Raw genomic sequence first — 13697 nt, forward strand, 5'->3', positions numbered from 1 at the left:
ACGATCAATCCGCTACCGGATGCCAACTTCACCTTCAACGGAGAGCTTGCTGGCTACAATGCCCAGTTTAGCTACTGCGAAGGAACAGAAGTGAATGTTGCTGTGAGCGAGATTCTAAGTGGAACCGGACCATTCACCATCACCTGGACGGTTGATGGCGGAGCCGAGCAAACAGCAACTGTAGAAGAAGGAGATACCTTCGCAACAGAGCTGCTCGAGCCGGGTACATACGAGATCGACCTGACCACAATCACCGATGCCAATGGCTGCACCTTCGAAGACACCGAGGAGCTCTACGGAGCGACAGTAACGATCAACGAAGAGCCGGATGTAAATATCCTGTTCAACGGAGTAGTTGCCGGCTACGGAGCTGAGTTTAACTATTGCCCTGAAGAGAATGTAGAAGTGACACTCGAAGGAATCAGCGGAGACGCTCCATACACGGTTGAATGGACCGTTAACGGAGATGCTAACGCTGCGACACTTGGTGAAGGTGGTCAGCTGTTTAGCGATGTACTCGCTGACGGAACTTACGAAGTTCAACTCACCTCGCTGATAGACGCCAATGGCTGCGAACTTTCAGACACCACACCTTACGGAGCCACCGTGAATGTGGGAGATGCTGAAGCACCAAATGCAGTTTGTCAAAACATTACAGTTGAACTGAATGAGAATGGCGAAGCTTCAATTACGGCAAGCGAAATTGATGGCGGTTCTTCAGACAACTGCGCCATTGAATCTCTAAGTGCTTCGCAAACGGAATTTACATGCAGCGATCTCGGAGAGAATACGATTACGCTCACTGTTAGTGATGTAAGCGGAAATGAATCTACTTGTAATGCCACTGTGACGGTTGTTGATCCAATTGCTCCTGTATTCACTTCTGTGCCGGCTGATGTGACTATCAGTTGTGAAGACGAAGTGCCTTCAGACATGGCGAGTGCATCGGACAATTGCTCCGTGGAAGTAACTTCTCAAGATGTTATCGAAGATGATTCCTGCCCTTCAAACTATGTGCTGGAGCGAGTGTTCACTGCAGTAGATCCTAGCGGAAATACAGTTACTGCTTCTCAGTTTATTACTGTAGAAGACAACGAAGCACCAACACTTAGCGAGCAGCCTGAAGACCTTGTTCTCGACTGCTTTGATGAAGTGCCGGAGCCAGCTGCAGTAACTGCATCAGACAATTGTGATCCGAATGTGGAAGTGACATACGAAGAAACAATCGTTGGAAACGAGCCCACAGCAGGTTCTGAATCTGACTGCATACTTACTGACCCAATGAACGGAACAGTAGATTGGTCGATGATTCTCTACAACCTGGCGGGACAGGAGGAGTCAACTTACTCTACAGTTGAAGCCAACTGGATTGTTTACCCGGATCAGGGTAACGGCCAAACGGCAGAGATTGTGGGAACAGTGGTAAGTGACGATAATCCAAATGCTGGTTGGGTGATCCACGTGAACCTCGAAAACGGAGTTGACTGGGATACCTGGAGCAACCAGCCGTTCCCAACGTCATACAAAGACGACTTCGGTTATGGAGTAAATGACTTCGAGGACTGGACGTACTTCCTCGTAAACTCTACAGGTTCGTACCTCGAAGGATGGGGAGACTTTGCAGGATCTTACCTCGAAGTTTCTCACGCGCCTAACGATCAGTACTTTGCCTTCCAGGAAGGTGTGGGAGCAAACAACACCGGTCCGAATAACGGAATTGGTGGATGGTTCCACTACGAAGGAACATTCTTCGATGCTGGCAACCAGATTAACCAATCTGTGAATTCACTTGGTGACTTCTCATTCGACATGGACTGCTGTCCGGATTACACGATCGTGCGCACATGGACAGTTGTTGACTGTGCCGGAAACGAAACAACCCACACTCAGGAGATCTCTTTCGAGGACCTTCCGGATGTGGAGACTTGTCCAGCAGACTTGAACAACGATGGATATATCGGAACTGAAGACCTGCTACTCTTACTTAGTAATTACGATTGCGAGAGCAATTGCATCTATGATATCAATGGAGACGACATGACTGGCACCGAAGATCTGCTCATCATGCTCAGCGTGTTTGGAAGTTTCTGTGATGAATAGAAGGTTCTAAGTTTTGGCTTAATAAGTAACAGAGACAGTCGGGTTTAATAGCCCGGCTGTTTTTGTTTTGAGCCAGTCTCTTAATTAATATCTTAGAACTCAGATTCGATCCATAAACTTCCAATGATGAAATACCGCTTAATTCACTTGTTCTTTTTTTTCTCAATTATTGCTTTTTCCTGCAAGTCGCAGGAGGGGGAGAAGGAAGATTCGCCTGAAATACAATTGTCTCAGAATCAATCCAAAGGTGAACTAAGAAATTCTGAGTCCATGGTCTCAATGACTATTGGAAATTTTAAAATCCAACTTACAAGTGATTCAATAATTCGCTCGTTTAAGAGGATTGATACTACTGGATATTTTTCTAACTACCAATGTGATTTCTATAAAGGAGATGGAATTAAGTACCTTGAGTGGGAGACTGAAAGTTCTTCTTTGAAATTGAAAGTTAGTGAGACCGCAAAATACTTTATAGAAACGGAGGGTGCTTCGACAAGTGCAATTGCCATCTCTGGCTCTACAACTGAAAACTTTGATTTCTCGGGAACTTACAAGGTGGAATTAGACCTTGTAGATTGCCAATTGCGAAAGCTTAATTTTAAGCGGAACAAGAGAGAGGATGGTCCTCAATTCTATTACAATGAGGACGGTATTCTTACGAGCTCTGTTTTAGTTTTGAATGGAGAGCCTTTAATGCTCACTTCCTTTGAAGGAATTTATTTATGGAAAAAAGCAAGTGACCGTTATCGTAAAATGTTTCAAGATAGGGTAAAAGTTCAGTCTGTTTTTCTAAAATGGAGCGATGCCTGGGAGAGGTATTTCTTGTCATGGTGAGTTACTAGCAATTTCCTCTTAGTTGGCGCAAGCTTCCAGCTCGTATTTCATATTACCCCATTTGTTCCAATACGTTGACATTGTTTTTGTTAGACGGAAGCCGCGTTAGGGATTGCAGAGAAAATCCTTTATTTCTGTTGTTTGATTTTAGGGGGTGGCAATAAAGATTGGAACGGAAAGCCCGACCCGCAGGGAAACGTCCTCAAGTTTAAAATGAATCATCATGAGCCTCGAGTGTCTGATTTTCAGGGAATTTTGGTAAATTGATCGTTCATACCAAAACCTTAACCACTATGTTTTCCTTCAAATCTATCTTTCGCAGGATCTGGCCGAATACGCTCTTTTGGCTAGTCGCGTTTTTGTGTTCATCTCAACTCTTTCTCTTTTCAAATTCAATCATCGCCCAGGAGTCGAGTCTTTGGGGTACGATTTACAGCACAAGTGAAAGCAAGTTCGGTGTGGTGTTCAAAACAGATGGTGAAGGCAACAATTACGAGAAGGTGCATGGTTTTCATAGTGGTATTGATGCTGAGAACCCCACGACCAATGGGCTTACACAGGGATCAGATGGAAAGCTCTATGGAACGGTGTCTTCTGGAGGTGCCAATGGGGATGGGGTGCTTTTTTCTTTCAACCCGGAGAACGAAACAACCGAATTGCTATACACTTTCAACAGTGGTTCAACTGGAGAGGCGCCACAGGGAAAGTTGCTTCGCCATGGCGGAGGCACTTTCTATGGAGTTACCAAAGATGGCGGTGCGCACGGCAAGGGAACTTTTTATGCTTTTTATCTGGATCCGGCAGGTGATTTTATAAGTGTCTTTAACCACTTCGATGGTGCCAACGATGGCGCGCACCCGGTAGGTTCTCTTGTTCAAACTTCTGAAGGAGTGACCTATGGCACTACTTCTTCTGGTGGATTATATGGTTTTGGAACCATTTTCCGCTATGCCCCCTTTGATGGTGGTTTTGAAGTGGTACATCACTTTGATGGAGTGGGAGGAGCTACTCCACAGGGTGAAATGGTTTCAAAAGGTTTTGCCGGAATTTTTGGCGTCACAAAAGAAGGCGGTGAAAACGGTGATGGCGTCCTTTTCAAATACAATCCCTGGAGTAGCTCTAATTCTTTTGAAGTCCTGATCGATTTCGAAGATGTGGACATTAGCAATCCTCAGGGAGGGTTGGTAGAAGGGGACTCAAATTATGTCTTTGGAACGGCCACCAGTGGTGGAGATCATGGATCCGGTGGAGTCTTTCAATTCAACACTACATTTTCTGTACTGAATGTGCTTTTTAGCTTCGAGGAATCTGCTGATGTTGTGGGTACACTCGAAATTCAAGGTGATGACAAGCTGTATGGCCTCTCGAAAGCTGGTGGGGTCAATGGAGGTGGTTTCCTTTTCAGTTTCGACCTCAATCAAAGTACTTATTCTACAGCCTACAATTTTAATCCACTGCAAGATGGCTATTCGCCAGAAGGTTCGCTCAAACTTTTTGGTGGAACCTTGTATGGCTTCACTAAACTGGGAGGTGAAGAAAACATGGGGACTTTGTTTTCATTTAACCCCAATAACTCACAATTCGAAGAAATAGTCGAGTTCGGTGTGAATTATGGGACTTTCCCAATTGCCGGTCTCGTAGAATCATTGAACGGAAAGGTTTACGGGATGACATTAAGTGGAGGTAATCATAATGACGGCACCATTTACGAAGTAAACACAGAAACTGAAGAAGTGAAAAATGTCTTCCACTTCGACAAATTTGTCAACGGTAAGGCACCGAAAGGGGCCTTATTCTCGGCAAGCGATGGGTGGCTTTATGGCATGACTCAACAAAGTGAAGATGGAGGAGGAACACTCTTTCGGTTCGATCCAATCACTTACGAGGTCCTTGTGTTACACGAATTCGAAGAATCCTCAGGATGGATGCCAGAAGGCAGTTTGACGGAATCGACAGCCACCGGCAAACTATACGGTACAACAAGAGTTGGCGGTGCCAATGATGAAGGGGTCATTTTCGAGTATGATTTATACTCTGATACCTATACCAAAGTATTTGATTTTGGAGATGGAAACGGGTCAAATCCAAAAGGTTCCCTGCTAGAAGTGGAGAATGGTTTGCTTTGTGGCACTGCTCGCTTTGGGGGAGCTCATTCTGGGGGAACTCTTTTCTCTTTTGATCCAGTGAATTTGGTTTTCGAAAAGTTATATGACTTCGATATCTCGACAAGTGGAATTTATCCTGGTTACAACCTCTCACACGACAATACCAATGTAATCGTGGGAACTACGTTGGTTGGGGATACCAGCTATGGAACTGTTTTCGACTACAATCTAATCACTGGTGAGCTCAATATTCGGGTCTCATTGGGAATCGGGGCAGCGCGACCCAGGGGAGGTCTAACCAAAGGAAGCAATGGAAAGTATTACGGCTTTGGTCAACTCGATGGCTGGCAGGGAAGTTTTATTGAATACGATCCTCAACAGGAACAGACAACGGTTAAGGAGAACTTCAATTTTCATTGGCATACTTCGAACTATGGATTCTACCTTCACAGCCGACCTATTGAAGTTTTACCCGAAACCGGTTGTCCGCAAGATCTGGATAATAGCGGCTTTGTGGGCGTTGATGATTTACTTCATATCCTGGCTACTTTCGGCTGTCCTAACCTGAGCTGTCTGCAATATGATCAAAATGGTGATAATGAGGTCAACACAAACGACTTACTTATTGTGATTGGAATGCTTGGAACGACATGTGAGTAGAAAGCACTACCAAACAAACCCCTCATCGTCCATCCACTTTTTCTGGATTTTCATAGTTTGCTCAAGGATGTCGCGGACGCACCCTTTGCCACCGTTTTTGTCTGAGATGTAGTGCGAAAGAGATTTGATTTCCGGTGAAGCATCGTTTGGACAAACGGGGAGGCCAACCATCTTCATGACTTCGTAGTCGGGGATGTCATCGCCCATGTAGCAAAGTTCATCTTTAGTGAGGTTGTGCTTCTCCATGTATCTGGTCAGTACATCGGCCTTGTTTCCCGAACCGAGGAAAATATCTTCCACACCGAGCCCCAGAAAACGCTCCTTCACTGCCTGACTTCTTCCACCGGTGATGATGACGATTCTAAACCCCTTTTTCGCTGCGAGTTGTACCGCGTAGCCGTCTTTCACGTTAGCCGTTCTCACTTGCGATCCATCGGGCATGAGCTGGACGATGCCATCGGTGAAAACACCATCTACATCAAAAATAAATGTAGTGATGTCTTTGAGCTTTTCCTTATAACTTTTTTCCATTCTGAAGGGCTATGATCTGTTCTGAAATGAGGCCGTAAAGATGTCTAAGATTATCAGATCCTGCAAGCAGTTCGAGATGTGCGTTCATGGTTTTTTCGTCCTTGCGCTGAGCGGGTCCGGTTTGCGCTTCGCGCGGATTTAGTGATCCGATTTTCTCTGCAGTTTCCAAAATCAGCGGCTTCAGCATCTCGAAATCCATGTTGTGCTCTTGCATCAGTTCATTGGCAATGGCATACATGTGATTTGAAAAATTGCAGGCAAAAACTGCCGATAGATGCAAAAACTTTCGCTGCTCGCTGTCGACCTTGTTCACTGTTTCGGAAATTCTGTGAGCCAGTTCCAAAAGTTTCTCCTCAAAGGCGTCATCACTTCCTTCGATGCAGAGCGGGACCTTTTTCCAGTCAACAGTCTTTTCCTTGCTGAAAGTTTGCAATGGATAAAATACTCCACGTGTCTTCTGGCTGAGGGCCGCTAACGGAACCGAGCCGCTCGTGTGCACCGCGGGAATATCGCTGGAAATTGCCGCAGAAGCTGCTTCTACCGAGTTGTCGTTTACGGCAAAGATGACAAGGTCGGCTTCCGAGTCATTCACTTCAGATGGAGAATCAAGTGCCGGGACCTGCCACTGCTCTCCAAATTTCTTTCGACTTTCAGGATGAAGACTGTAGACCCCGACAACGTCAACTTGCTTCTCTTTCAGAATTCGACATAGCTGACTGGCTACATTTCCGGCACCGACTAGCGCAACGCTTTTTATCATTTTCAAGAAGTGTTTTTTTGCTGATGCTAAAGTTAGCCCGATGCCGGCAATAAAAAAACCGCCTTGCCAAACTAGTCGGCAAAGCGGTCCTTTGTGAAGAGTGGTGTGCTATTACTCAGAGCTTCATTGTGAGCCCGGCAGTAATCCAGGAAATACCATAACCTAATTCTCCAAACACACCAACTTTTTCGCTAAACATGTAGCGCGCACCTCCGAAAAGAGCGTAAGCGACACCACCAACACTCGGCTCTTGTACAAGACTTTCGAGAGATTCATCGTCACTTTCAAATTTTGCCGAGGCCACGTTGTAGCCTAAAAGTGCACCACCGTAAATGTCCAAATCGTCTTCCATGATGAAGTGGTAAGTACCTCTCACACCAATCACGAGGTAGGAGTATTTCCAGGAGTACTCAGTCCCAAAAACGTTGAACTCCTCTTTGGCTCCGGCATAGCCGAGGTAGCCTCCAACGCCAATGTTTTCTGTGACGCCATAGTCTACTGCGAGTGAAAGGGGAGGAAGAGTGGAACTACCTGACCCGAGAGTGAGGCCTAGTCCGATGCCTACATTGGCGTTGAGTGACCCTTCGTCAAAAACTTGTGCTGAGGCACTTCCTACAAACAGGGCCACGGCTGAAAATAAAAGTAAAATCTGCTTTTTCATTGCTCTGAGATTTTTGGTTGATTAAGATTACAGAGCAAAAGTAGATCGACATACCCTCCTGCGAATGAGTAGAAATACGCATTCGAGTAAGGGATTTACCTTAATTGTGAGAAATAGTGTTGTGTCTGAAAAGGGGACTACTAGAGTTCAACAGTCAATTAAAAACAGGTTCTGATTCAGCAGGATTTCACATCTGTTCAGAAAAAACTCAAGCTCTAAACTGTTAAAAACTACCGCTTACTTCCAGACTTTTTCCTCGCCAGTTTGATACGGTGACGAATCGCCAAGATGGTTCCGATGACCATGATGATACAACCAATCCAAAGGATGTTGATGTATGGAAATACGATTGCCTGCATCACGATGAACTCGCGCACGTTTTTCTTGTGCTCCCAAACGATGATGTCCATCTCGCCAGACTCGGGATGCAGTTTGTCGAGCTTAAATTTGTAGCCAAGATCGTCAACAGTGACGATGTCTGGAACCTGCAGTGTGTCGCGCAAAATGTAGAGCGGCTCGACTATGCGATCCTGACCTTTGTCTCGTGCACTTTTGCGAATCCTGAGAACAGCCTTCGCAGCCAAATCATCTTCGTAGATTCTGTGCTTCGCAAAATCTGTAACCCGTTTCAGGCTGTCTACAAAAATGTATCCTCCGGAAATTTCGATGGTATCGCCAGGGGCAACGGTGAATTTATCCGCTCCGAGATAGCCTTCTGCGTCTGTCTCGAGCTCTTCCGTTCGGCCCCACTTTATGTGAGTGTAGAGATCACGATCGAGATAGTGACGCGTATCGGGCTCTGGCGTGTTCTCAAATTTTTCACTCAACTGCACTCGTGGATGGAGCGAGTACTGATACTCACCGGGAACACCGCTTTTCCACAGTTGCACTTCCTCACTTTGGCGCTCATTCGGCATCGGCACGCGAGTCCAGTTTTCCTTCATGTCTTTGAGGAAATTGTTGCTCGCCTCGTGATCCTGTAGCGCCTGAAAGACAAAATTTCGGTGATAAACCACATCGCCTTCCTTGTAATTTTTTGGTGCTTTGTTGAAGTACTCAATCTCAAATTTGAGCACGTTATCATCGACAAATCGTCTCTTGTAGTTCACGAAATAGTTGCCCATCTGCATGGTGTCGCCCTGGAGCAAAATCATGTCCTCCTGATTTTTCAGGTCTTCACTCAAATCGCGAATATCTCCAAATCTGTTTTGGCTGATTTTTTCGCTTTGCGAAGTTGAAACCAATGCTCCGATTAGTAATAAAGCAAACCCTATGTGAGAAACGCTCGAACCAATGTGATCGAGCTTACCTTTCACGATGCGAATCATGTAATCCAGATTGGCAGTGAAAGCGAAAATTCCGCTGAACAAAAGCGCCTGGTACTGGAATGGGCTTGATCCAAAAGGAGTTCCGAAAAATAGCAGCGCGAAAATGAGAACTGCCAGGATCAGCGACCCGAGAATATCTTTTCCAAACTTCGAAATGTTGGTCTTCTTGTACTTAAAAAATTGCCCCGAAGCGATCAGCAGCATGATGATGACCGCAAAAGGAATCTGCCACTTGTTGTATTCGGGAATCGGATCTGACGGAGGTGCGAGCTTGGCTTCAGCGAGTTTTGCAAAAATACCCCAATCGGAAGATTCATAAAGCGACTGGAAAACGCCACTAAAAGGCTCAATCATTTTGTTGATCACTGGGAACGAAGTCATTCCGATAATCTGCAAACTCGCAATGAACAGCACAAGAGATCCAAGGAATACCCAAAACTCTCGCGACCAAAGGTTTTCTTCTTCCGCAGCTGGCGGGAAATATTTTCTGTAGGCGCGAATCACCCAAATGAAACTCACCAGCAAGAACGCATTCACGAAGTAGAGAATAGACACGTCTGCTGTGATGTGCAGCACCACGGCAAGTACAAAAAGCACCGTGCTGATAACTGCGTAAAGTGTTCTTTCTTTTTTCTTGCGAATCAGAATTCCAACCGAAAGGGCTACGAAGAACAGAAGGTAAACCAGCAGCTGTGGTAAAATCCCACTGTCTACAAACGAGTGGACAGAGGTGTCGCCAAGTACTCCACTTCGTGTAAGGAAGGTAGAGTAGAGGATCAAAACGAACGTGACAAAAACCAAAAGGAATGTCGTAAACAACGATGTCGGTTTTCTCTTGTTGATCACCAGCAAGTGCGCTGCACCAACCAGTGTGAGCCATGGAACAAGCGATGCATTTTCCACTGGATCCCATGCCCAGAAACCTCCAAAGCTAAGCGCTTCGTAGGCCCAGGCTCCTCCCATCAAAATTCCCGTTCCGAGAATCATCACAGAGAAAAATGCCCATGGAATGGCAGGGGCAATCCAACCCCTGAAATCGTTTCGCCAAAGTCCGGCAATCGCGTAAGCAAAAGGAACCAGCGTAGAAGCAAACCCTAAAAAGAGAGTAGGTGGGTGGATGGTCATCCAATAGTTTTGCAACAAGGGATTGAGACCTCTTCCATCCTGAAATTGCGGCATCTGAAGATAGTCTGCATTTTGTGTCCAGGGTAAACCAACGTTTGACGGTGCTTCTCTTAGCAAAAGGAATGGATTGCTTCCCAGCTGATAATCACCAAAGAAAATACCCAGCAACATAGAAATGAGGAAAACCTGAACGAGAGCAAAAACGCCCATCACACCTGATTCCCAGTTCCTGGTGGTGAAAATCAGAATGTTACCAAGAATGATGTGCCAAAAAATCCAGAGCAGGAAACTTCCTTCCTGACCTTCCCAGAAACAGCTGAGAATGTACTTCATCGGCATCTCATTGTTGAGGTGTTCCCAGGCATACTGGTACTCGTAGAGATGGTTTGTGAGAATGTAAAACAGTGATGCAATGGCTCCGAGGATCGAGAGACTCTGGATCCAGAAGCCTATACGGCCGAGTCTTTTCCAACCAAAGTCGGATTCATTTCTTACCGATTGGTAATAGCTAAATGCCGAAAATAGTGCGGCCGCAAATGCTAAAACAATAAAGAAGTTCCCAATTATACCGGGAAGTGGAGATTCTCCAGTGTAGTCTATATCCATTATTGGGCTTGATATTCTGCAGTTTCTACCTGTCCTCCTTCTTCGTATTTAGAAGGACACTTGAGCAAAATATTGTTTGCTTCAAAAGATTCGTTGTCAGCGCCAGCCTTACCAATCAACACGATGGTTTCGGAGCGTTCAAAATCCTGAGGTTTACTCTTGTAAAGCTCCACTCGCTTACTGACGTTGTTTTCATCGAGCATGTGAAAAACGGTGAGGTTGGGGTTCTTTGCCGGTTCGTACACTACAGGTTTTGAAGTGTCGAGCTTTCCCACCACATGATACTCTTCGGTGGGATTAGTAAAAGCTTTTTCGAAATTGGCGTAAGAGCTTGCATCGTACAAGCTGCCAACCACAATGGCTATGCAGACAGCAATCACCAAAATTCCTATGATGTGTGTCTTTTTCATGATTTGTTATCCAGTTTTTTTTCCAGTCTGTTCAATTTCCTTTCGATGGCCAGCAGGAATACAAATAAGCCAGCAAAAACCACCGCCAACACAATGACAACAACAAGACTTCCATCACCACTGCTCAATGAGAAGTTGTTGGCCTCGGCAGATGTTTTTGCTGAAAGCAATGTGGTCGAAAAAATTGCTGCGATTAAAAGAGCTATTCGTGCCATTTATAAGTCGTTTGTCAGTGTTTTCAATTCTATTTTTCTCATTCTCACACGGATATTAGTAATCCATAGAGCGAGAAGCATGTAGGCCATCCATGCCGGATACAACACCACCTTCAGGTTGTTGTCGGAATCGTAAATGTTGAAGCCGGGGTTTCCTCCAGCTCCTGGGTGAAGCGATTCCGTCATTCTCGGAACAACGATAATAAACAAGAGGTAGAGCACAAATGCAAAAACGTTGTAAACCGCGCTGATTTTTGCCCGCTTTGTAATTTCTTCGAGCGATCCCCGTAGGATGATGTAGGCCACATAAAAAAGCATGGCGATCATCGAAGCCAGAGATCGCGGTTCGCTGGTGAGCCAGGCGCTGAGTTCTCCCCAGCTGTAGTTGCCCCAAAAGCTTCCGGTGATGAATCCGAGAATTCCGAATAACAAACCGACTTTCACAGATTCAATTGCTACAATGTCGTGCTCTTCTTTCCCGCTCGATAGGTATCGGATGCTGTAGATAAAGCTGATCAGCAGAATGAAAATCATTCCGAACCAGAGGGGTACGTGATAAAAAAGATTTCGGATTGTTTGGTGAAGTCTGTTAAGGTCTGGAACCTCGATCGTAAGACCGTAAATAACAGCGTATAAAAAGAGAACAACACAGAGAATTTTCCACCAATTTCGCTTCATCGAAACGCTCAAATTATTCGCGCCAAAGGTATGGAAATAAAAGATAAGACAGCGCCAAAACGATCAGATTTATACCTCCCAAAGTGAGGGCGTATTTGTAGTTTAATTCCCAGGCAATTCCATCGATTGCATTCTTCGAAAAGCGCATCAAAGACATAAGTAAAGGCAAAATCACTGGGAAGCCCAAAATGGCCATCATGCCCATGTTGTTGTCGGTTTTTGCGGCAATACCCGAAACAAGGGTTAGACTGCTCGCAAACCCAAGTGCTCCGAGAAAAAGAGCGAGTGCGAATTGCCAAAAATCAGTTTCTTCAAGCGGACTGTTCCCGATGAACATCGAATAGATGACGATGCTGATCGCAGTGAGTACGGTCATCACCATCATATTGTACAGAATCTTGGCGAGAATTACTGATTGCGGCCTGGCCAAGGTGTAAAGGTAAATTTGCAATCCTCTTCCTTCACGATCGAAGCTTTTACCAATCGCATTGAAAGCCGTAAAAAGCAAGATGATCCAGAGCAATGCGTTCCAGGTGGGGATGTCTACAATTTGCCTGAAAGAGAGGTAACAGACAAAAATGGTGGAAAAGACGTAAAGTAAAATTCCGCCAAAAACGTATTTCTGACGCAGCTCCAGCAGCGCTTCATTTTTTATCAGGTATGTGATTTCTCGTACCAATTTGCCGGCAAAGGTATTCAATACCTGAGTTCAGCCTATCTTTATTGCTCAGATTGCCAGAAATTATTTTGGTTCAGTTGTGTTTTCCAAATTCAAAAAGGGATATCTGGAGTATTCCAAAAGAGAACTACATTTTGAGAATAAGAATTCCTAAAATGTCATATGCTGCGTTGCATCTGTTTGGTTTATCTCGATAGACCATCACAAATGCGCCTTGCCTATTTCATTTTAGAGAATTTCTGAGCTAATAAATTTAGCAGAACTCAGATATATTGTAGCTTTCTTTCGTTCAAAAAAGATAGTCCAATGAAAAAGAAACTAGTCGTTTTGTCGGGCGCTGGCATCAGTGCAGAAAGTGGAATTCCGGTTTTTCGAGGTGCCGGAGGTTTATGGGAAGGCTATCGCCTGGAGGAAGTAGCGACACCCGAAGCCTGGGCTCGCGACAGGGAACTGGTGCTGCGGTTTTACAACGAAAGAAGAAAAGTGGCACTTCAGGCTGAGCCCAATCGTGGACATGAGGTCTTGGCCGAGTTGGAGGATTACTTCGATGTGACGGTGATCACACAAAACATCGACAACCTCCACGAGAGAGCCGGCTCTTCCGATGTGGTCCACCTTCACGGAGAAATTGCCAAGTCTCAGAGCAGTGAAGATCCCAATCTTGTTTACGACATTGATGGTTGGGAATTGAAAATGGGGGAGTGCTGTGAGCGTGGCTCGCAACTGCGGCCTCATGTAGTCTGGTTTGGTGAGCCAGTTCCGATGATTGAAAAAGCAGCTGAAATTTCTGCTGAAGCCGACATTTACATTGTTGTGGGGACTTCACTTCAGGTGTATCCGGCAGCTGGTTTAGTCACCATGGCGCCTGCGGAAATTCCCAAGTTTCTGGTAGATCCTGGAGTGCCAGACACCACCGGTGTGAGTAACTTGACCGCGATAGCAGATAAAGGAAGTACGGGGCTTGAAAGAGTTAAGAAGTTGCTTTTGGAAAGAGAGCAGTAAGGG

At 45.4% G+C, this 13697-nt stretch carries 11 protein-coding genes and 1 pseudogene; 4 read left to right on the top strand and 8 right to left on the bottom strand.

Features of this window, described 5'->3' with window-relative positions; translation table 11 throughout:
- The 3 genes and pseudogenes from ABHV44_RS09295 to ABHV44_RS09305 all read left to right on the top strand — a co-directional run.
- Positions 1–2100, top strand: a pseudogene (locus ABHV44_RS09295) (hypothetical protein); the annotation flags it as partial.
- 123 nt (positions 2101–2223) lie between these two features.
- Entirely contained in the window at positions 2224–2934 is a 711-nt protein-coding gene (locus tag ABHV44_RS09300; protein ID WP_459074408.1) for a hypothetical protein, read from the top strand.
- Positions 2935–3227: 293 nt separating this feature from the next.
- Positions 3228–5699 (top strand): choice-of-anchor tandem repeat GloVer-containing protein, encoded by a 2472-nt coding sequence (locus ABHV44_RS09305; RefSeq protein ID WP_459074409.1) that lies wholly within the window; start codon positions 3228–3230, stop codon positions 5697–5699.
- 6 nt (positions 5700–5705) lie between these two features.
- On the opposite strand, the gene ABHV44_RS09310 is transcribed toward ABHV44_RS09305, so the two are convergent.
- From ABHV44_RS09310 to ABHV44_RS09345, 8 genes are all read right to left on the bottom strand, one after another.
- A complete protein-coding gene (locus ABHV44_RS09310) occupies positions 5706–6230 on the bottom strand; it encodes a KdsC family phosphatase (protein WP_459074410.1) in 525 nt (174 codons plus the stop codon).
- Complete coding sequence (locus tag ABHV44_RS09315; protein WP_459074411.1) at positions 6214–6990, bottom strand: Rossmann-like and DUF2520 domain-containing protein; 777 nt, start codon at positions 6988–6990, stop codon at positions 6214–6216. The genes ABHV44_RS09310 and ABHV44_RS09315 overlap by 17 nt, the downstream gene beginning before the upstream one ends.
- Positions 6991–7105: 115 nt before the next feature.
- Positions 7106–7651 carry an outer membrane beta-barrel protein gene (locus tag ABHV44_RS09320; RefSeq protein WP_459074412.1) on the bottom strand — a complete coding sequence of 182 codons (546 nt, stop codon included), beginning with the start codon at positions 7649–7651 and terminating at the stop codon, positions 7106–7108.
- 230 nt (positions 7652–7881) lie between these two features.
- A complete protein-coding gene (gene ccsA, locus ABHV44_RS09325) occupies positions 7882–10710 on the bottom strand; it encodes a cytochrome c biogenesis protein CcsA (RefSeq protein WP_459074413.1) in 2829 nt (942 codons plus the stop codon).
- Positions 10710–11120: a cytochrome c maturation protein CcmE domain-containing protein gene (locus ABHV44_RS09330; RefSeq protein ID WP_459074414.1), complete on the bottom strand. Its 411-nt coding sequence runs from the start codon at positions 11118–11120 to the stop codon at positions 10710–10712. The genes ccsA (ABHV44_RS09325) and ABHV44_RS09330 overlap by 1 nt, the downstream gene beginning before the upstream one ends.
- Positions 11117–11335 carry a CcmD family protein gene (locus tag ABHV44_RS09335; protein WP_459074415.1) on the bottom strand — a complete coding sequence of 73 codons (219 nt, stop codon included), beginning with the start codon at positions 11333–11335 and terminating at the stop codon, positions 11117–11119. The genes ABHV44_RS09330 and ABHV44_RS09335 overlap by 4 nt, the downstream gene beginning before the upstream one ends.
- The gene (gene ccsA / locus ABHV44_RS09340; protein WP_459074416.1) at positions 11336–12013 is read right to left on the bottom strand and encodes a cytochrome c biogenesis protein CcsA; all 678 of its coding nucleotides are present in this window, start codon (positions 12011–12013) and stop codon (positions 11336–11338) included.
- A gap of 13 nt (positions 12014–12026) precedes the next feature.
- Positions 12027–12713 (bottom strand): heme exporter protein CcmB, encoded by a 687-nt coding sequence (locus ABHV44_RS09345; protein WP_459074417.1) that lies wholly within the window; start codon positions 12711–12713, stop codon positions 12027–12029.
- A gap of 285 nt (positions 12714–12998) precedes the next feature.
- Here ABHV44_RS09345 and ABHV44_RS09350 point away from each other — a divergent pair, with 285 nt between their 5' ends.
- Positions 12999–13694, top strand: coding sequence for an SIR2 family NAD-dependent protein deacylase (locus tag ABHV44_RS09350; RefSeq protein ID WP_459074418.1), 696 nt, complete (start codon positions 12999–13001; stop codon positions 13692–13694).
- Positions 13695–13697: the final 3 nt, after the last annotated feature.

It is taken from the genome of Halocola ammonii (genome assembly GCF_049334165.1).
Classification (GTDB): domain Bacteria; phylum Bacteroidota; class Bacteroidia; order Flavobacteriales_D; family Sanyastnellaceae; genus JBEGHD01.